The sequence below is a fragment of the Aeromicrobium sp. genome, from assembly GCF_049587115.1.
In the GTDB taxonomy this organism is placed as follows: domain Bacteria; phylum Actinomycetota; class Actinomycetes; order Propionibacteriales; family Nocardioidaceae; genus Aeromicrobium.
This window is the reverse complement of record NZ_JBAVDI010000018.1, coordinates 1-22,163: the sequence shown is the minus strand read 5'-3', so window position 1 is coordinate 22,163 and position 22,163 is coordinate 1. Positions and strand designations below refer to the sequence as shown.

Here is a 22,163-nt window from a genome sequence, read left to right as displayed (position 1 = left end):
GTACGGACATGCTGCGTGCACAAAAGGGGCGCCGACCCCTCCGCATGGAGTAGGTCGGCGCCGTGGGAAAGCTACTTCTTGCCGTAGCGCTTCTCGAACCGGGCCACGCGGCCGCCGGTGTCGAGGATCTTCTGCTTGCCGGTGTAGAAGGGGTGGCACGCGGCGCACACGTCGGCGCGAAGGGTGCCGTCGGTCGCGGTGCTGCGGGTCGTGAAGGTGTTGCCGCAGGTGCAGGTGACCTGGGTGTCGACGTACTCGGGGTGGATGCCTTGCTTCATGATGTCCTCTCGGCGGTCGCTGGGTCGTACCGCGGGATGCGGCCCGTGAACCAGAACCAAGGATTGATTGTGCCAGTTGATACTCGTCATAAGGAAATCGAGGGGGGGAAAATTCCCCGGGCAGTGGCAGGACTCAGGCGGGGAGCAGCTTCTCGATGTCGTCGCGGATCTTCTCCGGCGCCGTCGTGGAGCCGTAGCGCTTGACGACGTTGCCCTCGGCGTCGATCAGGAACTTGGTGAAGTTCCACTTGATCTTCGAGGGGCCCAGGCCACCCTTCTCTTTCTTGAGCCACTTGTACAGCGGGTGGGCGTCGTCGCCGTTGACCTCGATCTCGGAGAACAGAGGGAAGGTCACCCCGAAGTTCCTCTCGCAGAACGTCGCGGTGTCCCCGTCGTCCTCGGGGTTCTGACTGCCGAACTGGTCACACGGGAAACCCAGCACGACAAGTCCGCGATCTACGTATTCCTGATAGACCTGCTCGAGGCCCTTGAACTGGGGGGTGAACCCGCACTGGGTCGCGGTGTTGACGACCAGGAGCACCTTGCCCTGGTAATCGGCGAGAAGACGATCGGTGCCGTCGATCGCAGTGGCGGAGAAGTCGTAGGCAGTTGTCATGGTGACAAGCCTAGGGTGGGCTCGCCAGAATGGCCCATCCAACTGCGTCCAGACATGACGCGGGCCCCTCGGGCCCGCATCATGCTGAGGCGTCAGCTGCCGTTCTTGGCGCCTTCTTGGGGAAGCGTGGTGCTGACCTGCGCCAGGAACTCCGAGTTGCTCGTGGACTTCTGGAGCTTGTCCAGGACCAGCTCGATACCTTGCTGGCTCTCCAAGCTGGACAGCACGCGACGGAGCTTCCAGACGACGGACAGCTCGTCCTTGCCCATCAGCAGCTCCTCGCGTCGGGTGCTGGACGCATCGATGTCGACGGACGGGAAGATCCGCTTGTCGGCAAGGTCGCGGCGCAGACGCAGCTCCCAGTTGCCGGTGCCCTTGAACTCCTCGAAGATGACCTCGTCCATCCGGGAGCCGGTCTCGACCAGCGCCGTGGCCAGGATGGTCAACGAGCCGCCGTCCTCGATGTTGCGAGCAGCTCCGAAGAACTTCTTCGGCGGGTACAGCGCCGATGAGTCGACACCGCCGGACATGATCCGACCGCTGGCCGGTGCGGCCAGGTTGTATGCGCGGCCCAGTCGGGTGATGCCGTCCAGCAGCAGCACGACATCGTGCCCGAGCTCGACCAGACGCTTCGCACGCTCGATCGCCAGCTCGGCGACCATCGTGTGATCTGTGGCAGGACGGTCGAAGGTCGAGGCGATGACCTCGCCCTTGACGGTGCGCTGGAAGTCGGTGACCTCCTCGGGGCGCTCGTCGACCAGCACGATCATCAGGTGGCACTCGGGGTTGTTCTCGGTGATCGCGTTGGCGACCTGCTGCATGATCATGGTCTTGCCGGCCTTGGGCGGCGACACGATCAGACCACGCTGGCCCTTGCCGATCGGCGCGACCAGGTCGATGACTCGACCGGTCAACCCGCCGGCCCCACCCTCGAGCCGGAGGCGCTCGGATGGGTAGAGCGGCGTGAGATTGGCGAACTCGACCCGCTTCAGGCTGTCCTCGACCGTCATGCCGTTGACCGACTCGATCTTGACCATCGGGTTGAACTTCTCCTTGCGCTCGCCCTCGCGGGGCTGGCGCACCTGGCCGAGGACGGCGTCACCGCGGCGAAGGCCCCACTTGCGGACCATCGAGAGCGAGACGTACACGTCGTTCTCGCTGGGGAGGTAGCCAGTCGTGCGCACGAACGCGTAGTTGTCGAGGATGTCGAGGATGCCGGCCGCCGGCACCAGGACGTCGTCCTCGGTGTAGGTGGTGTCGACGTCCATGCCGCCACGTCCACCGCCGCCGGGCGCGTTGCGGTTGCGTCCCCGCCGATTTCGACGACGCCCCATGCCGCCGTCCTCGTCCTCGTCGACGTTGGCGCCGCCCTGGTTCTGGTTGCGGTTGCCGCCCTGGTTCTGGTTGCGGTTCGCGTCGTTGTTGTTGCGGTTGCGGTTGCCGCCGCCGTCATTCGCGTTGTTGTTGCGGTTGCGGTTGCCGCCATCATCGTTCGCGTTGTTGTTGCGGTTGCGGTTGCGGTTGTTCCCCTGACCGCGACCCGCCTCGTCGTCCGACGACTCGTCTTCGCTGCTGTTGTCCTTGCTGTCGCTCTTCGGAGCCGAGTCATTCTTCCCGTCGGCGCTCTTGGCGTCGGCGTTCTTCGTGTCGGCGTTCTTGGCGTCGGCGCTCGTGGCGTCGGCGTTCTTCGCGTCGCTCTTGGCGTCGGCGTTCTTGGCGCTGCGGGGACCGCTCTTGGGCTCACCCTTCGGCTCGCGCTTGGCGGGGGGCTCGGCGGTGTCACCCTTGCTGGTGTCGACGTTGCTCGGAGCAGCGGCAGCAACGGCCGCCTTCGTCGAGGTGCCGGCGTCGCCGCGGGCGATCTTGATGGCATCGATCAGTGCGCCCTTGCGCATCTTCTCGGCGCCGGTGATTCCCAGGCCTCCCGCGATCTCCTGGAGCTCAGCGAGGACCTTGCCGCCCAATCCTCCTCCGGTCTTCTTTGGAGCGGCGGCCGCAGCGTCTGCTGCGGGCGCGGAGGATGTGGGAGTGGTGGTGGTATCAGTCACGTAGGTTCCTTTGATGTGGCCACAAGGCCTGGTGTCCGGAGATCCGGATCGCATGAAGGCTGGTCCGCATCTGGCGGACGACTTGAATGGCGCTGCTACTTGCTTGTCACTGTCGGGGAGTATCCACTCGACTCCGACTCGTCCACTGTAACACCATCAGCTCGCTCGACATTCCTGTCGGGCACATGTCGCGTGGGGCTGCTCACGCCGGTCTGACGCCCTGCGAATCAATGGCAAGTTCGTGCGACGTCCACCCCTGCGGGGTGCGATCCGCAATGCCGTGCGCGAACGAGAGCACGGTCGGTCCTGCCCCGGAGATGATCGTCGGGATGCCTTCGACGCGCAGCTGCTGCAGGAGCTTGTAGGACCCCGGCATGGCATCGGCGCGGTACGACTGGTGGATCCTGTCCTCGGTCGCGGCGACGAGCCGCTCGGGAGCACCGGTCAGTGCGGCGACGAGCAACGCTGCGCGGCCGGCATTGACGGCCGCATCGACGTGCGGGACGGTCTCGGGCAGCAGTCCCCTGGCCTGCACGGTGGAAACGGCCATCGGCGGCACGAAGACCGTGACGTCAACGGTCGAGGTGAGCCGGTGGACCTCGGCTGAGGCACCGTCGATCCAGGCGATGGTCAGCCCGCCGAACATCGCGGCGGCGACATTGTCGGGGTGCCCCTCGAGGTCGACCGCCAACTGGAATGCCGCGCGATCGTCGAACCGGTCGTCAGCACCCACGACCAGGGCGCGAGCGAGCGCGATGCCACCGACGATCGCCGCGGCTGACGATCCGAGTCCACGACCGTGGGGGATCTGGTTGGTGCAGGTCAGGCGCAGACCTGCCGGGCGCTCGCCGAGCAGGTCGAAGGTTGCGAGCATCGCCTCGACGACCAGGTGCTCGGCGTCCAAGGGGACTCCCCCGGAGCCCTCGCCGGCCACGATGATCTCGAGGCCCCCGGCCGTCACCTCGGCGGTCAGGTCGTCGTGCAACGTCAGTGCCAGGCCGAGAGCGTCGAAGCCCGGGCCGAGGTTGGCGCTCGAGGCCGGAACGCGGATCGAGACAGGCGTCGTCCGGAAGCTCATGCCAGCCCGGCGGCTTCGGCCGCCGCGTGCACATCTGCGTCGATCGCCGAGTCGACGATCGAGTCGACTCCTGACAGAGCGGTCTCCGTGTCCTTGAGCCCGTGGCCTGTCACGGTGATCACGATCGTCGAGCCCGGTTCGACCGCACCTGCCGACTTCAGCAGTCCCGCAACGCCTGCCGCGGAGGCCGGCTCGACGAACACGCCGTCTCGTGACGCGAGCTCGCGCTGGGCGCTGAGGATCTCCTCGTCGGTGACCGACTCGATACGCCCGGCGGAGTCGTCTCGCGCGGCCACAGCAAGGTGCCACGAGGCAGGATTGCCGACCCGGATCGCGGTCGCCAAGGTCTCGGGATGCTCAACGGGGTGGCCCAGCACGAGTGGCGCCGAGCCGGCAGCCTGGAAGCCCCACATCGACGGTGTGGCTCGGGACAGTCCCGCAGCGGCGTACTCCTGATAACCCAGCCAGTAGGCCGAGATGTTGCCGGCGTTGCCGACTGGAAGAACGTGCAGGTCGGGCGCCTTGCCGAGCGCGTCGACGATCTCGAAGGCAGCAGTCTTCTGGCCCTGCAGGCGTACGGGGTTGACCGAGTTGACCAGAGCGACCGGGTACTGGTCGGACAGGTCGCGGGCAACCTGCAGGCACTGGTCGAAACCGCCGTGCAGCTGCATCACGGTCGCGCCGTGCATCACGGCCTGCGCCATCTTGCCGGCAGCGATCTTGCCATGAGGAACCAGCACGATCGGGGTCAATCCGGCTCTCGCGGCGTAGGCGGTCATCGACGCAGACGTGTTGCCGGTCGACGCGCACACGACGGCTTTGGCGCCCTCGCCGGCCGCCACCGAGATCGCCGCTGTCATGCCGCGATCCTTGAACGACCCCGTGGGGTTGTCACCCTCGACCTTGAGCCACACGTCGGCGTGGACGACGCCCGACAGCCACGCGGAGTGGACCAGCGGCGTGCCACCCTCACCCAAGGTGATGACCGGAGTTTCCGGGGTGACCGGCAGCCACTCGCGGTACTCCTCGATCACGCCTCGCCACAGATGAGCCATCAGGATCCTCCCTCGACGCGCATCACGGACGTCACGTCGCGAACCATGTCGAGCCCACGGAGCGACGCGACCGTCGCCGACAAGGCCGCGTCCTCGGCCTCGTGGGTCACGATGACCAGTTGCGCGTCCGAGCCGCTGCCCTCCTGACGCACGGTTCGGATCGAGACATCGAACTGGGCGAAGGCGTTCGCCACCGAGGCGAGCACACCCGCGCGATCGTCGACGTCGATCGACACGTGGTAGCGCGTCCTGGCTCGGCCGATGTCAAGAACTTCGAGCTGGGCGTGGGTCGATTCACCCGGACCGTACACGTCGCTGCGGCGGTTACGCGCCACCGAGACCACGTCACCGAGGACTGCGCTGGCTGTCGGCGGTCCACCCGCACCCGGACCGTAGAACATCAGCTGACCGGCCGCTTCGCTCTCGACGAAAACGGCGTTGTACGCGCCGCGGACACTGGCCAGCGGATGCGACAGCGGGATCATGGCGGGGTGTACTCGAGCGGAGATCGCCGGTCCGTCCGCCGTCTCGTGACGCTCACAGATCGCAAGGAGCTTGACGACGCACCCCATCTCGTCAGCGGAGCGCACATCGGCTGCGGTGACGTCGGTGATGCCCTCACGGTGCACGTCACCGATCGTCACCCGGGTGTGGAATGCCAGACCGGCCAGGATCGCAGCCTTGGATGCAGCATCGAAGCCTTCGATGTCGGCGGTCGGGTCGGCCTCGGCGTAGCCCAGGCGTTGGGCCTCGTCGAGCGCCTCGGAGAAGCCCTGCCCCGTGGTGGTCATGGCGTCGAGGATGAAGTTCGTGGTGCCGTTGACGATGCCGAGCACACGCTCCACCCGGTCGCCGGCGAGCGACTCGCGCAGGGGGCGGACGATCGGGATTGCGCCGGCCACGGCAGCCTCGAAGTACAGGTCGCGTTCGGCCTTGTGTGCGGCCTCGAACAGCGTCGCACCATCCTCGGCGAGGAGCGCCTTGTTGGCCGTGACCACCGAGGCGCCGTTCTCCAGGGCAGCCAAGATCAGCTCCCGGGCCGGCTCGATCCCGCCGATGACCTCGATCACGACGTCGATGTCACCGCGACCGACCAGACCAGCGGCATCAGTCGTGAACAAGTCCGACGACACCTCGAGGTCGCGCTCACGACCCAGTCGACGGACCGCTATGCCGACCAGTTCGAGCGGTGCTCCGACTCGCTGTGCGAGCTCGTCCGCGTCCCGTGTCAGGAGTCGGGCGACGTCGGTGCCGACGACTCCGCACCCCAAAAGGGCTACGCGGAGCGGCCGACCTGGGGACCACGAGGATGCGCTCACCGGTCAAGGGTATCCGCGCGCGCCATGGCTCGAAGACCTCCCCTGACAGATGAGACGGCCGGCGGCCGGCGATCGACGACACCTCCCTCGGCAGATCTCTTCCTTCCGGGTACCACCAGGGCCGGGCAACATCCGCGCTTCGTTCATCGGCGACGAGCGCTGAGGGTCGCCGCTACCCGACGTCGAGGGTGAGGAGGTCGGCCTCCGTCTCGCGGCGCAGGATGACTCGGGCCTCGCCCTCGCGCACCGCGATCACCGCCGCCCGCGGCACGTGGTTGTAGTTGCTCGCCAGCGAGCGACAGTAGGCACCCGTTCCGGGGACGGCCAGCAGGTCACCGGCCTGCACGTCGCCGGGCAGGAATTCGTCCTTCACCACGATGTCGCCGGATTCGCAGTGCTTGCCGACGACCCGGCTCAGAAGAGCGGGCGCATCCGACGCACGGGAAGCCAGCGTGCACGAGTAGTCGGCGCCGTAGAGCGCCGGTCGGATGTTGTCGCTCATTCCTCCATCGACCGAGATGTAGCGTCGCGACGCCCCACCGTCGAGCCCCACCGATTTGGTCGTGCCGACCTCGTACAACGTGAAGGTCGACGGCCCGGCAATCGCGCGGCCCGGCTCGATCGACAGGTGCGGGACGGCGATGCCCAGCGCGGCGCACTCGTCGTCGACGATCTTGAGCATTCCGCGAGCGAGGTCCGCGGGAGTCGAGGGGTCGTCCTGCGTCGTGTAGGCAATGCCGAAACCGCCACCGAGGTCGAACTCGGGGAGCGCGACGTCGAGCTCCCTCTCGATCTCGGCATGCAGCCGCAGCACCCGCCGGGCGGCGACCTCGAAGCCGTCGGTGACGAAGATCTGCGAGCCGATGTGCGAGTGCAGGCCGCGCAGCTCGAGGCCGGGCTCGGCCAGCACGCGGCGTACTGCGTCGAGCGCGTCGCCGCCGGTGATCGAGAAGCCGAATTTCTGATCCTCGTGTGACGTGGAGATGTACTCGTGGGTGTGCGCCTCGACGCCGGCCGTCACACGGATCATGACGGGAGCAGTCACCCCGAGCTCAGCGGTCAGGTCAGCCAGCCGGACGATCTCCTCGAAGGAGTCGATGATGATCCGACCCACGCCGGCCTCCAGCGCACGGCGCAGCTCGGCCACGGACTTGTTGTTGCCGTGCAAACCGATCCGTTCGGGCGGCACCTCCGCCTTGAGCGCCACGGCGAGCTCGCCGCCAGTGCAGACGTCGAGATTGAGACCCTCTTCGGCGATCCAGCGGGCCGTCGCGACGCACAGGAAAGCCTTGCCGGCGTAGTAGACGTCGGCTCGCGGAAATGCCTCCTTGAACCCACGAGCCCGTCGCCGGAAGTCATCCTCGTCCACGACGTACGTCGGTGTGCCGAACTCCGCAGCGAGGTCGGCGACCGACTCGCCCGCCACGGTCAGGACACCGTCGACCTTGGACACGCCGTCGGACCACAGGTGCGGGACGAGCTGATTGGGGTCCTCGGGGGTGCGCAGCCAGGCAGGGCCACGATCACCGGACTGGCCGTGCAGGGCACCGGCCTCGTGGCTCCTCATCACATGCGCTCCGGAGCGCTGACGCCGAGCAGCCCGAGACCATTGGCGATGACCTGTCGGGTCGCTGCGACGAGCATGAGTCGGGCCCGATGCAGATCGGTGGGTTCCTCATCACCCTTGGGCAGGACGTGCGCGACGTCGTAGAACTTGTGGAACGCCGACGCGGTGTCCTCGAGGTAGCGCGCAACCCGGTGTGGCTCGCGCAGCTCGGCGGCCCGAGCCACGATCCGAGGGTAGTCCGCAAGCGCTCGGAGCAGCGCGCCCTCCTGCTCGACCACCAGCAGCGACGGGTCAAACGTCGACTCGTCGGCCTCGACGCCCAGATCGACCGCATTGCGGATGATCGATGACAGCCGGGCATGGGCGTACTGGACGTAGAAGACCGGGTTGTCGCTGGTCTGGCTGGCCCACAGATCAAGGTCGAGGTCGATCGTGGAGTCGGTGGAGTAGCGCGCAAGCGCATAGCGCGAGGCATCCACCCCGATGGCCCCGACGAGATCCTCCAAGGTCAGCACCGTGCCCGCGCGCTTGCTCATCCGCAACGGCTGTCCGTCACGGACCAGGTTGACCAGCTGACCGATCAGCAGCTCGAGGTTGACGCCGGGGGTGTCTCCGAACGCCGCGCACATCGCGAGCATCCGAGACACGTAGCCGTGGTGGTCGGCGCCCAGCATGATCAGGCAGCGGTCGAATCCGCGCTCACGCTTGTCGAGGTAGTACGCCAGATCACCCGAGATGTAGGCGGGCTGCCCGTCGGACTTGATGACGACGCGATCCTTGTCGTCGCCGAAGTCCGAGGTGCGCAGCCAGGTGGCGTCGTCCTGCTCGTACATCATGCCGAGCTCACGCAGCCGCGCGATCGCACGGTCAACCGCACCGGATTCGTGCAGATCGTTCTCGTGGAAGAACACGTCGAAGTCGACCCCGAAGTCGTGCAGGCTCTTCTTGATCTCGGCGAACATCAGCTCGACGCCCTCGGCGCGGAACGTCTCGAGGGACTCGGCGTCGGACAGGTCCAGGGCATGGGGGCGCTTCGCGAGGATCGTGGCGGCGATGTCGGAGATGTACTGACCGCCATAGCCGTCTTCCGGCGCGTCCTCGCCGCGCGCGTCGGCCAGCAACGACCGTGCGTAGCGGTCGATCTGCACACCGTGGTCGTTGAAGTAGTACTCCCGCGTGACTTCGGCTCCGATCGCGGTCAGGATGCGGCCGAGCGAGTCCCCCACCGCGGCCCACCGCACGCCGCCGATGTGGATCGGGCCGGTCGGGTTGGCACTGACGAACTCCAGATTGACTCTCTGTCCGCGGTACAGGTCGCTCGTGCCGTACGCCTCGCCCGCCGCGACGATCTGCGGCGCGAGGGCACCCTGCGCACCAGCCTCGACTCGGATGTTGAGAAAGCCGGGACCGGCGATCTCGGCGCTGGCGATGCCGTCCGACGCCCGCAGAGCGTCGGCCAGGAGCTGAGCGAACTCGCGCGGATTCATGCCGGCCTTCTTCGCCAGCTGAAGCGCGATGTTGGTTGCGTAGTCCCCGTGCTCCTTGACCTTGGGACGCTCCACTCGCACCTCCGCCGGGAGTCCGTCGGGCAGCCTGATGGATCCTGCCTCGGTGAGGGAGGACAGTGCGCCGACGATGGCCGCGGAAAGCTGCTCAGGAGTCACGGCACCAGAGTATCGGTCGGTCGATTTCCCCCGGGCGACGGTTTCACCGGCTCACCGGGCCAGGACATGGGCGACCCGCAGGGCTGCGATCACCTCGACTGAGGATGCGCGCGGACGAGCGGACAAACTCGACGCCCTGCGGGTCGGGTGGCTGCTGGTATTCGGTGCCACCGTCCAGTTCGCACTGTCTGGGGTCCAGCGGCTAGCGGACAGCCACCTCACAAGTCCAAGAATTGTTCATTCCGTGAACCACCTCCCGTCCGTGTACTAAAACGGTACGTCCGAAAAGGCCTGGAATTCAAGAGGACTCGCGGCGAATGTCTGAGCGGCCGATGACGTCGCGAACGGTGAGGACGAGGAGGTCCGGGTCGAAGGGCTTGGTCAGGTAGGCGTCGACCCCGGCGGTGGTCGCTCGCTGGATGTCGGCGGGGTGACCTTGCGTCGTGACCATGACGATCGCGATGTGCTGCATCCGCGGATCCGCCCGAATCGCGGCGACGGTCGAGATGCCGTCGAGTCGGGGCATCATGACGTCAACCGTGATGACGTCAGGGAGCACCTCGGCCGCGCGCAGGAATTTCAGACAGTCGGCACCGTCAACCGCTTCGTCAACGTCGAATCCGGCGAGCTCCATGTTGGTCCGGATGAGGAATCTGATCGAGGCGGTGTCATCGACCACGAGCACTCTGGGCACCATCAGGAGCGTAGCTGGTGTGGGGTAGGCTCACACCGCAGTTGGCCGCATTGGCCCCCGTAGCTCAGGGGATAGAGCGCCGCCCTCCGGAGGCGGAAGCGCAGGTTCGAATCCTGCCGGGGGCGCCACACGAAACCGGACATTCACGTGCACCTCCCCGGCGTCCAGGATTCGGGGAGGAAGGCGCCCAGCGCCTGACGGAGTCCTGCCGGGGGCGCCACACGAAACCGGACATTCACGTGCACCTCCCCGGCGTCCGTCCGGTTCGTTCCCGCGGGATAAACTGGACCCGTCCTTCCGGACACACACACGATCCGAGCAGCGGTTCTCCTGCAGAATCACCCATCACTCGGAGTCCGCATGGACCAGCTCAGTCTCGGCGTCATCGCCCGCACCGCCAAGGAGAACGAACGGCGGCTGCCGATCCACCCGCTGCACCTCGGGCGGCTCACGGACGCGATCCGTCCGTACGTGTTCCTCGAGGAGGGCTATGGCCGGGACTTCGGTTACAGCGACGACGAGCTCCGACCGCTGGTCGGCGGCCTGCTGACCCGTGCGGAGCTGATCGCCCGCTGTGACGTCATCCTGCTCACCAAGCCCAGCGTCGCCGACCTGCACGAGATGCGAAGAGGTCAGACTCTCTGGGGTTGGCCTCACTGCGTCCAGGATCCTGCGCTGACACAGGCCGCGATCGACCGCGGGCTGACCTTGATTGCATGGGAAGCCATGAATCACTGGAGCGGGGACGGCAGCTTCTTGCTGCACACCTTCCACAAGAACAACGAGCTCGCGGGATACTGCTCAGTCCTGCACGCCATGGAGATCGCGGGTTTGACTGGCAACTACGGCCGCCGCCTCAGCGCTGCGGTGATCGGCTTCGGTGCCACTGCGCGCGGCGCCGTCACCGCCCTGAGCGCGCACGGCATCCATGATGTCGACATCTTCACGCAGCGCGGCGTGGCCGCGGTCAGCGCGCCGATCCACTCGGCCCGCATCGTTCATTTCGACCCGGGCGCTTCGCCGGCCGAGAGCCGGGCGTTCGTCGACCAGGCATGGGCGCCGATGCCGGGCCTGCTGGCAGAACACGACGTCATCGTCAACTGCGTCCTGCAGAACCCGAACTCCCCCATGTCGTCCTTGATGAATGCCGACCTGCAGACCCTTGCCCCGGGCACGCTTGTCGTCGATGTGTCATGCGACGAGGCCATGGGCTTCGAGTGGGCCCACCCCACCAGCTTCGACGATCCAACGTTCATCGTCGGGGACAACGTGACGTACTACGCCGTGGACCACAGCCCGTCCTACCTGTGGAACTCAGCAACCTGGGAGATCAGCCTGGCGTTGCTGCCATACCTGCCGAAGGTGCTGGCCGGTCCGGATTCGTGGGATGCCGACGAGACGATCCGGCGCGCGATCGAGATCCGGAACGGGGTCGTCCAGAATCTCGACATCCTCGCCTTCCAACGCCGATCAGCGGACCATCCGCACCTCGTCGCCTGACTCTCGATCACTTCGGAGCGACGAGCACCTTGGAATTCGAGGTCTTCTCCTCCCCGCCGTTCCTGTCCGTGATCTCCAGACGAGCCTTGAGTGGCTTTTCCGGGTTTTCCAAGCAGGCCAGCGGAACGGTGACGTTCAGCCGCGTGCCCGCGATGCGCATCGATGCGCGAGCGCAGGCGAATTGCTCGTCGGGCCCGTCCTGCACTCGGTAGAGCTCCGGGGTGATGAAGTTTCCGCGGGAATCTCGAACCGTCCGGAGCTCCCACAGCACGGCGCCGTCGTCCTGTCCCATCACGAGGGTCACAGTGTCGAACTCCCCGGTGTCGATCGTCGGGAGGTCTGCGGCGAGCCCGAAGCCGGTCGAGGACCGAGCGACCGTGGCCGCCGTGACGGCGATCGCATCAGGCGCATCGCCCGATCCTGTGAGCTTCTGCGTCGCAGGAGTCTTTCCCGAGGCGAGCGACGAAGCAGTGGCCTTGGGGGCGGCCGGCGAATCGTCCCCGCCCTTGAGGATCAGATAGCCGACGATGAGGATCACCAGGATCGACGTGACGGCCACCGGCACCACGAGCCGATTGCGGTCCGGAGCTGTGCCTGTGCTCATCGATCTTCACCCTCATCGCTGGACGCCGTGTCAGGGCGAGCCTAGAGCACCTGTCCTGGCGGACCGGATCCGCCGACATGTCTGGGACCTGCGACATGCTGGAGCCGTGAAGCCCAGCATCCCCGGCCGCCTGCACGCACACGGTCTCAGCGCTCCACGATTCAGCTCGGCGGGAGATGTCGTGCGCCACCTGACCTGCGTCCAGTTTCATCTCCACGACATGGCTCTGTGGGCTGTGGCGCGCCGGACCCGCGATCTCACCTTCGCTGACACGCGGAAGCGGTCTGTTGATGATCGACGGTCGCCTGGCCGGAACGTGGACCCGCCGAATCCTGGCGTCAGCCGTCGAGATCGTGGTCGATCGAGCGCCCCAGCTGACCACGGCCGACCGGGCAGGCCTCGACGTCGAGGCGGCGGCCTTCGGCCGATTTGTGGCGCGCGACCCACGGGTCCTCGTCAAGACCTGAACAATGCGTCGAGCCTGCGTGCGGACGGCTGGGAGGTCGCGTTACGCTGGTGACGGTAGTTTTCGCATGCGCGCCAGCACACAATTGGAAGAGGCGATCGAGGTCGTGGCCGAGTCCTCACAAGACCATTCAGCACCTGACTTCGGCACGAATCAGTGGCTCGTCGATGAGATGTACGAGCGATTCGAACAAGATCCGACCTCGGTGGACGATACCTGGGTGACGTTCTTCCGCACCGGCGACGGACAGGCGATTGCCAACGGCGCGTCGCCAACCTCTGCGTCGCCGGAGGCGAAATCGGCAGCACCCGCTCCCGCACCGACCGCACCCACCTCGACGGCACCGCCCGCGCCCAAGACCAAGCCCGTCACGGTGACCCCGCCCCAGAGCCAGATCGCCTCTCCAGCGCACCAAGAGGCGCAGAACCCCCTGCCGCCGGTTGCCGAGACTCCAGCGGCACCGGCGACAGCCGTCGCGATGCCCACCAGCAAGCCGGCCGAGACCCCGACCAAGACCGGCCCGGGTGCCATCGAGAACGTCATTCTGCGCGGTGCCGCTGCCCGCACCGTCGCAAACATGGACGCCAGCCTTGCCGTTCCGACCGCGACCAGCGTCCGCTCGGTGCCGGTCAAGCTGCTGTTCGACAACCGCGTCGTCATCAACAACCACCTCGCCCGCGCCCGCGGTGGCAAGGTGTCGTTCACCCATCTGATCGGCTGGGCGATCGTCAAGGCCCTCAAGGCGATCCCCGAGATGAACACCGGCTTCGAGGTCGTCAACGGCAAGCCCAACCAGCTCAAGCCCGAGCACATCAACTTCGGTCTGGCCATCGACCTGAAGAAGCCCGACGGCTCGCGAACGCTGCTCGTGCCGTCGATCAAGGCCGCTGACACTCTCGGGTTCGCCGCGTTCTGGGCCGCCTACGAGACCATGGTCAAGAAGGCTCGGGACGGCAAGCTCGAGGTCTCCGACTTCCAGGGGACGACGGTCAGCCTGACCAACCCCGGCGGCATCGGCACCAATCACTCGATTCCGCGCCTCATGCAGGGACAGGGCGTCATCGTGGGCGTCGGCTCGATGGAGTACCCCCCGGAGTTCCAGGGCGCCAGCGAGCACACGCTCGCGCAGATGGCGATCTCCAAGATGATGACGCTGACGTCGACCTACGACCATCGCGTCATCCAGGGCGCACAGTCCGGCGAGTTCCTCAAGAAGATCCATGCCCTCCTGCTGGGCGAGGACGGCTTCTACGACGAGATCTTCCGCGCGCTCAAGATCCCCTATGAGCCGATTCGCTGGGCTCAGGACATAGCGGTCAGCCACGACGACGAGGTGCACAAGCAGGCACGCGTCCTCGAGCTGATCCACGCGTTCCGCGTGCGAGGCCACCTGATGGCCGACACCAACCCACTCGACAACAGCCCGCGTGGCCACCCCGACCTGGACACCGCTTCGCACGGACTGACGCTGTGGGACCTGGATCGCGAGTTCGCGACGGGCTCGTTCAAGACCGAGAAGCGCTTCATGAAGCTGCGCGAGATCCTCGGCATCCTGCGAGACTCCTACGCCCGCACGATCGGGCTGGAGTACATGCACATCCAGGAGCCAGAGGAGCGCGCCTGGTTCCAGGAGCGCATCGAGCGCCCGCACACCAAGCCTCCCCGCGAGGAGCAGCTCCGCATCCTGCAGAAGCTCAACCAGGCCGAGGCCTTCGAGACCTTCCTGCAGACCAAGTTCGTCGGGCAGAAGCGATTCAGCCTCGAAGGCGGCGAGACCACGGTCCCCGTCCTCGACGAGATCTGTGAGGCCGCCGCCGCCGACCGACTCGACGAGGTCTGCATCGGCATGGCACACCGTGGCCGACTGAACGTCCTGGTCAACATCGCCGGCAAGCACGCCAGCTCGGTGTTCCGCGAGTTCGAGGGAAACATCGACCCCCGTACCGTCCAGGGTTCTGGTGACGTCAAGTACCACCTGGGCGTCGAAGGCGAGTTCACCTCCGGCAACGGCGACAAGATCAAGGTCTCGGTCGCGGCCAACCCTTCGCACCTCGAGGTCGTCGATCCGGTGCTGGAGGGCATTGCCCGCGCCAAGCAGGATCGGCTCAACCGCGGCGCCGACTACCCCGTGCTCCCCGTGCTGGTGCACGGTGACGCTGCGTTCGCCGGGCAGGGGGTCGTCGCCGAGACGCTCAATCTGTCCCAGCTGCGCGGCTACCGCACGGGCGGCACGATCCACCTGATCGTCAACAACCAGGTTGGCTTCACCACCTCGCCGTCGTCGTCGCGCTCGTCGACGTACTGCACCGACGTCGCCCGGATGATCCAGGCACCGGTGTTCCACGTCAACGGCGATGACCCGGAGGCCTGCATCCGAGTGGCGCACCTGGCCTACGAGTACCGCCGCACCTTCCACAAGGACATCGTCATCGACCTGGTCTGCTACCGACGTCGCGGCCACAACGAGGGCGACGATCCCAGCTTCACGCAGCCGCTGATGTACGACACGATCAACGCCAAGAAGTCGGTGCGCAAGCTCTACACCGAGGCTCTGGTCGGACGCGGAGACATCACTCTGGAGGAGGCCGAGGCGGCGCTGACGGACTATCAGGCCCAGCTCGAGCGCAACTTCGCCGAGGTGAAGGAAGCGGCGACCGACCCGAGCTACTCACGCATTCCGGACTACCCCGAGAAGCCCGAACGCGCGGGCGAGCTGATCACCGCGATCACGCCCGAGACCATGAAGGCGATCGCGGACTCGTACACCAACGTCCCCGAGGGCTTCACGGTCCATCCCAAGGTGCTGCCACAGCTCCAGCGTCGGTCGGCGTCGATATCGGCTGGTCCGATCGATTGGGGCACCGGCGAGATCCTCGCGATGGGCTCGTTGCTGCTCGACGGTCGTCCAGTGCGGATGGCCGGGCAGGACTCGCGCCGCGGCACGTTCTCCTCCCGGTTCGCGACGATCATCGACCGCACCAACGCCAACGAGTGGACCCCGTTGTCACATGTCGGAGACGAGCAGGCGACGTTCTACATCTACGACTCGCTGCTGAGCGAGTACGCCGCATTGGGCTTCGAGTACGGCTACTCCGTGGCGCGTCCCGAGGCACTCACGCTGTGGGAAGCGCAGTTCGGCGACTTCATCAACGGCGCCCAGTCGGTCATCGACGAGTACATCTCGGCGGGCGAGACCAAGTGGGGCCAGAAGTCGGGGGTCGTGCTGCTGCTGCCGCACGGCTACGAGGGCCAGGGACCTGACCACTCCTCAGCACGCATCGAACGGTTCCTCGCCCTGTGCGCTGACGACGCCATGACGGTCTCGCAACCTTCGAGCCCCGCCTCGTACTTCCACCTGCTTCGCCGGCACAGCCTGGAAGGTCAGCACCGTCCGCTGGTCGTCTTCACACCCAAGTCGATGCTCCGCAGCAAGGCCGCTGCCTCGCAGCCCGAGGACTTCACCTCGGGTCGGTTCCGTCCGGTGATCAGCGACGACTCGGTCGAAGCTGCATCTGTCGAGCGCGTGCTGGTCTGCTCCGGCAAGGTGGCGTGGGATCTGTTCGCCGAGCGCGAGAAGCGGGAGGCGGGACAGAACCGCACCGCCATCGTGCGTCTCGAGCAGCTCTACCCGCGGCCCACCGCCGAGCTCAACGCTGCGGTCGCCACGTTCGTCAACGCCCGCGAGGTCCGTTGGGTGCAGGACGAGCCGGCGAACCAGGGTCCGTGGCCGCACGTCGCGTTGCACTTCAGCGGCGAATTCGACGGACTTCCGCTCGTGCGTGTCTCCCGTCCGGAGTCTTCGGCACCCTCAGTCGGCTCACACAACCGGCATGTCCAGGAGCAGAGCACGCTGATGGAGCAGGCCTTCGCCTGATTTCGACAAGCCCGGGAGCGCTCATGTATTTCACTGATCGGGGCATCGAAGAGCTCCAGGCCCGCCGAGGAGACGAGGAAGTCTCCTTGGCGTGGCTGGCCGAGCGGCTGAGCGAGTTCGTCGATCTCAACCCCGAATTCGAGGTTCCGGTCGAGCGGCTGGCGACTTGGCTCGCCCGTCTCGACGATGAGGACGACTGACCCGTCTCGCCGCGCCGAAGCGACGCTAGAGGGTCAGCACGATCTTGCCGAAGACGCTGCCGTCGATGACCGAGGCTAGGCCCTCGGCCGCGTCGGCCATCGGGATCTCCCGGTCGATCAGCGGCTTGGTACCGGTGACGTCCATGAACTGCGCAAGTGCGTGGAGCTCGTCTCGGGTGCCCATCGTGGAGCCGTGCACACGCATCTGCTGGAAGAAGATTCGGGTCAGCTCGGCGTGTGAGGGGGCGTCGCCCGAGGTGGCGCCGGCGATCACGATCGTGCCGCCGGGCCGCATCGACTTGACCGAGTGCGACCAGGTTGCGGCGCCGACCGTCTCGATGACCGCATCGACCTTGCTGGGCAGCCGGGCCCCGGACTCGAACGCCTCGTGCGCGCCGATCTGAACTGCCTTGACGCGCTTGTCCTCGTCGCGGCTCGTGGCGTAGACGCGGAACCCAGCAGCGCGAGCGAGCGTGATGGCCGCTGTCGCCACTCCGCCCCCCGCGCCCTGGACCAGGACCGTGTCTCCCTGCTTCAGACCCGACTGCGTGAACAGCATGCGGTACGCCGTGAGCCAGGCCGTGGGTAGGCAGGCGGCTTCGGCGAACGACAGACCTGCCGGCTTGGCCACGACGTTGCGGGTCGGCACGGCGACCTTCTCGGCGAAGGTGCCCTGATGACGCTCCGACAGCAACGATCGCCGTGGATCGAGGGTCTCGTCGCCGCGCCAGGACGGGTCGCTGATGACGGCGTGGACCACGACCTCGTTGCCGTTCTCGTCCAGCCCGGCCGCATCGCAACCCAGGATCATCGGCAACGACTGCTCGCGCAGGCCCACACCACGCAGGCTCCACACGTCGTGGTGGTTGATCGAGGCCGCCTTGACGGTGACGGTGGTCCAGCCGTCGGGCACCTCCGGATCGGGGCGATCCCCCACGACGAGGCCGCTCAATGGGTCCTGAGGGTCGATCGAACCTGCGTAGACGGCGAACATGCGGCTCCTTGCGACGGGGGTGTGGGTCAGTACGGACGGCGGGCGAGACCCTCGCGCCGCGCGGTGTCGGTGACGGCACGAGCGACGGCCGACGCAACCCGAGGATCGAAGGCCGACGGGATCACGTAGGTCTCGCTGAGATCGTCGCCCACCAGGTCGGCGATCGCGTGAGCCGCTGCCAGCTTCATGCCTTCGGAGATCCGTGTGGCGCGAACGTCGAGCGCACCGCGGAAGATGCCGGGAAAGACCAGCACGTTGTTGATCTGGTTGGGGAAGTCCGAGCGGCCCGTCGCCACGACCCGAGCGTGCCGCGCGGCGATGTCGGGGTGTACCTCGGGTTGCGGGTTGGCCATCGCGAACACGATTGCGGCAGGAGCCATCGAGGCCACTGCGGATTCAGGGATGGTGCCGCCGGAGACGCCGATGAACACGTCGGCGCCAGCGAGGGCGTCGGCGATGCTTCCGGCGGCGGCCCATGGCGCGGTCGACGCGGCGATCTCAGCCTTCACCTCGTCGAGACGCTCCCGCCCGAGGTGAATCACGCCGCTGCGATCGACGACAGAGATCTTGCGGACGCCCGCCGTCTGGAGCATCTTCATGATCGCGACACCGGCTGCGCCTGCACCCGAGATCACGACCTTGAGGTCGTCCATCTCGCGATCAGTCAGCCGCACGGCATTGATCAGGGCGGCGAGGGTCACGACGGCCGTTCCGTGCTGGTCGTCGTGGAACACCGGGATCTCGAGCCGCTCGATCAGTCGCCGCTCGATCTCGAAGCACCGCGGGCTGGAGATGTCCTCGAGATTGATCCCGCCGAACGTCGGCGCGAGACGCACGATCGTCTCGACGATCTCGTCGACGTCCTTGGTGTCCAGCGCCACCGGGATCGCGTCGACGCCACCAAACTGCTTGAACAGGATCGCCTTGCCCTCCATCACCGGCATCGAGGCCGACGGCCCGATGTCGCCGAGACCCAGAACCGCGGACCCATCGGTGATGACCGCAACCGTGTTGGAGACCCAGGTGTATTCATGTGCCAGCTCGGGGTCTGCAGCGATCGCTTCGCACACCCGAGCAACGCCCGGCGTGTAGGCCATGGCGAGGTCGTCGGCGTTCCGGATGGGTACGGAGGCGCTGATCATCATCTTCCCGCCGCGGTGGAGTGCGAAGACGGGGTCGTCGGGGTCAGGCGTGTCGATGTGCAAGTCGATGTCAGTGGCAACCATGTTGGAGAATTCCTCGGACGTTCCGTACGTTCGTCATCGGGACCGATCAGATCGCCGGCGCGGCAAGAGGCCGCAAACTGCCCCGCCAAAAGCGGGATTCACACGGGTTGTGCCCGACCCCCAGTCTCTCACACAGGCGGCTCCGCGCTGAGTGCCCGGGTCACGGGCGGGGCCAAGAGGCAGCCCAGCGTGACGATCGCCGAACCGGCGAGCAGCGCGGTGATCGATCCCGGCACGTCCGCGAGGTTGAACGAGATCAACAGCTGGATGAGCTGGGTGACGACGAGGGGGCTGCGAGCCCAGCGATCACCCTCAGTGACTCGCCATGCGGCCCACGCCTGCAGCAGTCCGTATGCCACCAGGATCAGGACCACGCCGATGCCGGCGCCGTTACGCTCGCGGACCACGTCCACGACGCTCAACGCAGCTAATGCCAGGGCGGTGGCAACCTCCAGCAGCACGATGGCACCCGCCACGAGCAACAGGGCTCGGGAAATTCCGCGCGGACGTCGGGTTGAGGACACGGCGTCAGGGTAGTGACCATGTGATCCATCCGACAATTCGCACGGCCCTTTGCCCTTGTATTGGTCTGCACATGTTGAAAAGATGAACTGACAGCCGTTGTGCGGGTCAACAGACTCGGCCGCGGCACAAAACCGAACGGGAAGGAGTGTCCCATGGATTGGCGCCACAAGTCGGCATGCCTGGATGAGGACCCTGAGCTCTTCTTCCCCATCGGCAACACGGGTCCTGCCATCTTGCAGATCGAAGAGGCCAAGGTCGTATGCCGCCGCTGTGATGTTCGGGAGCAGTGCCTGCAGTGGGCACTGGAGTCCGGACAGGACCATGGTGTGTGGGGAGGCTTGAGCGAAGACGAACGTCGTACGCTGAAGCGCCGCAACGCTCGGGCACGTATTCGCACTGCCTGACGTACGCACGTATCGGTGAACCCCGTGGCTTCGGCCGCGGGGTTCTTTGTCTGTGCGGCACCACTCACACGTCGAGGGAGATGGCGACCGTGGTACCGCCGCCGGGGCGCTGCTCGAACACGAGTGAACCGTGCAGCTCGCCCTCCACCAGGGTCGTCACGATCGACAGTCCGAGGCTTCTTGCCGGGTCGAAATCGGCTGGCAGGCCGGAGCCGTCGTCGCTCACCCTGAGCCGGATCCGGTCGCGAATGCGGTTGACCGCCAGCGTCAGGGTGCCGCCCTGCTCACCGAAGGCGTGCGCCGAAGCGTTCTGGATCAGTTCGGTCAGCACCATCGCAAGCGGCGTGGCGATCGCACCGGGCAGCAGTCCGAACGAACCAATGCGATCGGCGCGGATCCGACCTGCGCCGGCTGTCTCCTCCGTGACGTCGAGCACCGTGTGCAGGAGGCGATCGGCGATCTGGTCGAAGGCGACGTTGTCCTCGAACGACTGGCTCAGCATCTCGTGCACGAGGGCGATCGAGCCCACCCGGCGCACGGCGTCATCCAACGCGACTCGCGCTTCAGGCAGCTCGGTGCGGCGGCCCTGCAGTCGTAGCAGGGCAGCGACGGTCTGCAGGTTGTTCTTGACCCGGTGGTGGATCTCGCGGATCGTCGCCTCCTTCGATACGAGCTCGCGCTCCCGGAGGCGCAGCTCGGTGACGTCCCGCAGCAGGATCAGCGAGCCGTTGCGCTGACCGTTGGAGCGCAACGGGATGACACGCAGCAGCAGGGAGGCATCGGCGTTCTCGATCTCGGCCTCGGTGCTGGCATCGCCGACCAGCATCGCGTGGGCGCCACGATCTGTCGGCCGCCGGTCGACCAGCCCGCTGGTGACGTGACCCAGCTGCGTCCCGACCAGATCTCCGATCAACCCCAGTCGGCGATAGGCCGACATCGCGTTGGGACTCGCGTAGCGCACCGTTCCCGCCGCATCCGTGCGCACGAAGCCGTCACCGACGCGCAATGAATCGGCCAGGTCCGAACGGCTGTCCGGCAGTGGAAATTCCCCCCGGCCGATCATCTCGGCGAGAGCCCCCGCTGCTTCGGAGTACGAGGCCTCGAGGATGCCCCCACCGCGCTGTCCGGGCTGGGCGGTGCGCCGCGCTATCACCGCGATCGTGCCGCCATCACGACTCACCGGGATGAGCTCGACCCGCACGCTCCTGCCGTCGGGAAGCGTCTCGACGTGCGCCGCTGCGATGTGCCCGGAGATCAGCACCGCCGCCAGCCCGTCGACCCGGCCGGCAGGCAGGAAGGTGCCGGCGACGTCCTCCAGCAGCGTCGTCGGCCCGGTGGTGGGTCGGATCTGGGCGCCGGCCCACATTCCCTTGGCCTCGCTGTCCGGGACCCACAACACCAGGTCCGAGAAGGACAGATCCGCGATGATCTGCCAGTCAGTGACCAGCGACTGCAGCCACGTGACCTCTTCCGGGCGCAGCGACGTCTGGAACCGAGTGATGTCGTCCAGCGAGGGCACCACGCCAGAGTAGTCCGCCGGTCGTGGCACGATGGAAAGGTGTCTGAGGCGTACTGGCAGTCAGTGATGCAGAGCGGGATGGACGTGCCGGCCGACCGCAGCCTCGACGAGTGCACCGTGGAGCTGGTCGAGATGCTGGGCCACCCCAACCCACGCTGGCGCGAGGACCTCGCCTACCCGCTGCTGACGTCCTGGTTGACCAAGGGCATCTACGACAGCCTGCTGGCCGGCCTTGGCGACGGCATCGCTCCCGGGCTGCGCTACGGACTCGGGAACGACGGCGACGTCTCGGTCATGCGCCGGTCCTACAGCGCACTGATGCTCGCCGAGATCATCGGGCGCGACAACAACGAGCACCTCATGTCCGCATCCTCGGTCCTCGACTGGGGCGACCGTGCCACGGCGTGGTACGTCCGCGAGCAGGACCATCGCGGCTGGATTCCCGAGCAGGGCTGGGCCAACTCGATCGCCCATGGCGCCGATCTCCTGGCCGCGCTGGCCCGATCCCGCCACTTCGGCCGGCTCGAGCTCA

The 22,163-nt window shown here is 66.7% G+C and carries 20 protein-coding genes and 1 tRNA gene; 7 read left to right on the top strand and 14 right to left on the bottom strand.

What is annotated here, in order from left to right:
* Positions 1 to 71: 71 nt before the first annotated feature.
* The 9 genes from rpmE to WB461_RS01605 all read right to left on the bottom strand — a co-directional run bounded on the left by rpmE (position 72) and on the right by WB461_RS01605 (position 10,319).
* On the bottom strand, positions 72 to 278 hold the full coding sequence (gene rpmE, locus WB461_RS01645; protein ID WP_423850985.1) for a 50S ribosomal protein L31: 207 nt from the start codon (positions 276 to 278) through the stop codon (positions 72 to 74).
* Positions 279 to 411: 133 nt separating this feature from the next.
* Positions 412 to 894, bottom strand: coding sequence for a glutathione peroxidase (locus tag WB461_RS01640; protein ID WP_423850984.1), 483 nt, complete (start codon positions 892 to 894; stop codon positions 412 to 414).
* 92 nt (positions 895 to 986) lie between these two features.
* Positions 987 to 2,942, bottom strand: coding sequence for a transcription termination factor Rho (rho, locus tag WB461_RS01635; protein ID WP_423850983.1), 1,956 nt, complete (start codon positions 2,940 to 2,942; stop codon positions 987 to 989).
* A gap of 202 nt (positions 2,943 to 3,144) precedes the next feature.
* Positions 3,145 to 4,020: a homoserine kinase gene (thrB, locus tag WB461_RS01630; RefSeq protein ID WP_423850982.1), complete on the bottom strand. Its 876-nt coding sequence runs from the start codon at positions 4,018 to 4,020 to the stop codon at positions 3,145 to 3,147.
* Positions 4,017 to 5,075 carry a threonine synthase gene (gene thrC, locus WB461_RS01625; RefSeq protein ID WP_423850981.1) on the bottom strand — a complete coding sequence of 353 codons (1,059 nt, stop codon included), beginning with the start codon at positions 5,073 to 5,075 and terminating at the stop codon, positions 4,017 to 4,019. The genes thrB and thrC overlap by 4 nt, the downstream gene beginning before the upstream one ends.
* Positions 5,075 to 6,394 carry a homoserine dehydrogenase gene (locus tag WB461_RS01620; protein WP_423850980.1) on the bottom strand — a complete coding sequence of 440 codons (1,320 nt, stop codon included), beginning with the start codon at positions 6,392 to 6,394 and terminating at the stop codon, positions 5,075 to 5,077. The genes thrC and WB461_RS01620 overlap by 1 nt, the downstream gene beginning before the upstream one ends.
* A 172-nt stretch (positions 6,395 to 6,566) precedes the next feature.
* Positions 6,567 to 7,964: a diaminopimelate decarboxylase gene (gene lysA / locus WB461_RS01615; protein WP_423850979.1), complete on the bottom strand. Its 1,398-nt coding sequence runs from the start codon at positions 7,962 to 7,964 to the stop codon at positions 6,567 to 6,569.
* Positions 7,961 to 9,625 carry an arginine--tRNA ligase gene (gene argS, locus WB461_RS01610; protein WP_423850978.1) on the bottom strand — a complete coding sequence of 555 codons (1,665 nt, stop codon included), beginning with the start codon at positions 9,623 to 9,625 and terminating at the stop codon, positions 7,961 to 7,963. Before argS ends, lysA begins: the two co-directional genes overlap by 4 nt.
* 298 nt (positions 9,626 to 9,923) lie before the next feature.
* Positions 9,924 to 10,319, bottom strand: a complete 396-nt coding sequence (locus WB461_RS01605; RefSeq protein ID WP_423850977.1) for a response regulator transcription factor — start codon at positions 10,317 to 10,319, stop codon at positions 9,924 to 9,926.
* Between the two features lie 53 nt (positions 10,320 to 10,372).
* Between WB461_RS01605 and WB461_RS01600 the strand changes: the two genes are divergently transcribed.
* Positions 10,373 to 10,447: transfer RNA gene (locus WB461_RS01600), tRNA-Arg, on the top strand.
* 232 nt (positions 10,448 to 10,679) lie between these two features.
* The gene (locus tag WB461_RS01595; protein ID WP_423850976.1) at positions 10,680 to 11,819 is read left to right on the top strand and encodes a N(5)-(carboxyethyl)ornithine synthase; all 1,140 of its coding nucleotides are present in this window, start codon (positions 10,680 to 10,682) and stop codon (positions 11,817 to 11,819) included.
* Positions 11,820 to 11,826: 7 nt separating this feature from the next.
* Here WB461_RS01595 and WB461_RS01590 read toward each other — a convergent pair whose 3' ends face one another.
* Positions 11,827 to 12,423 carry a hypothetical protein gene (locus tag WB461_RS01590; protein WP_423850975.1) on the bottom strand — a complete coding sequence of 199 codons (597 nt, stop codon included), beginning with the start codon at positions 12,421 to 12,423 and terminating at the stop codon, positions 11,827 to 11,829.
* A 290-nt stretch (positions 12,424 to 12,713) separates the two neighbouring features.
* Between WB461_RS01590 and WB461_RS01585 the strand changes: the two genes are divergently transcribed.
* The 3 genes from WB461_RS01585 (at position 12,714) to WB461_RS01575 (ending at position 16,963) form a co-directional block, all read left to right on the top strand.
* On the top strand, positions 12,714 to 12,890 hold the full coding sequence (locus tag WB461_RS01585; protein ID WP_423850974.1) for a hypothetical protein: 177 nt from the start codon (positions 12,714 to 12,716) through the stop codon (positions 12,888 to 12,890).
* A gap of 66 nt (positions 12,891 to 12,956) precedes the next feature.
* Complete coding sequence (locus WB461_RS01580; protein ID WP_423850973.1) at positions 12,957 to 16,763, top strand: multifunctional oxoglutarate decarboxylase/oxoglutarate dehydrogenase thiamine pyrophosphate-binding subunit/dihydrolipoyllysine-residue succinyltransferase subunit; 3,807 nt, start codon at positions 12,957 to 12,959, stop codon at positions 16,761 to 16,763.
* A 23-nt stretch (positions 16,764 to 16,786) separates the two neighbouring features.
* On the top strand, positions 16,787 to 16,963 hold the full coding sequence (locus WB461_RS01575) for a DUF6104 family protein (protein ID WP_423850972.1): 177 nt from the start codon (positions 16,787 to 16,789) through the stop codon (positions 16,961 to 16,963).
* 25 nt (positions 16,964 to 16,988) lie between these two features.
* Here WB461_RS01575 and WB461_RS01570 read toward each other — a convergent pair whose 3' ends face one another.
* From WB461_RS01570 to WB461_RS01560, 3 genes are all read right to left on the bottom strand, one after another.
* Positions 16,989 to 17,957, bottom strand: a complete 969-nt coding sequence (locus WB461_RS01570; protein ID WP_423850971.1) for a zinc-binding dehydrogenase — start codon at positions 17,955 to 17,957, stop codon at positions 16,989 to 16,991.
* Positions 17,958 to 17,983: 26 nt separating this feature from the next.
* Complete coding sequence (locus WB461_RS01565; protein ID WP_423850970.1) at positions 17,984 to 19,183, bottom strand: NAD(P)-dependent malic enzyme; 1,200 nt, start codon at positions 19,181 to 19,183, stop codon at positions 17,984 to 17,986.
* A gap of 128 nt (positions 19,184 to 19,311) precedes the next feature.
* Positions 19,312 to 19,707: a hypothetical protein gene (locus tag WB461_RS01560; protein ID WP_423850969.1), complete on the bottom strand. Its 396-nt coding sequence runs from the start codon at positions 19,705 to 19,707 to the stop codon at positions 19,312 to 19,314.
* 153 nt (positions 19,708 to 19,860) lie between these two features.
* Between WB461_RS01560 and WB461_RS01555 the strand changes: the two genes are divergently transcribed.
* A complete protein-coding gene (locus WB461_RS01555) occupies positions 19,861 to 20,112 on the top strand; it encodes a WhiB family transcriptional regulator (protein ID WP_082530375.1) in 252 nt (83 codons plus the stop codon).
* 64 nt (positions 20,113 to 20,176) lie between these two features.
* On the opposite strand, the gene WB461_RS01550 is transcribed toward WB461_RS01555, so the two are convergent.
* Positions 20,177 to 21,631, bottom strand: coding sequence for a sensor histidine kinase (locus WB461_RS01550; RefSeq protein WP_423850968.1), 1,455 nt, complete (start codon positions 21,629 to 21,631; stop codon positions 20,177 to 20,179).
* A 39-nt stretch (positions 21,632 to 21,670) separates the two neighbouring features.
* Here WB461_RS01550 and WB461_RS01545 point away from each other — a divergent pair.
* Positions 21,671 to 22,163: DUF2785 domain-containing protein (locus WB461_RS01545; protein ID WP_423850967.1), on the top strand; the 493-nt coding region annotated here is incomplete at its 3' end.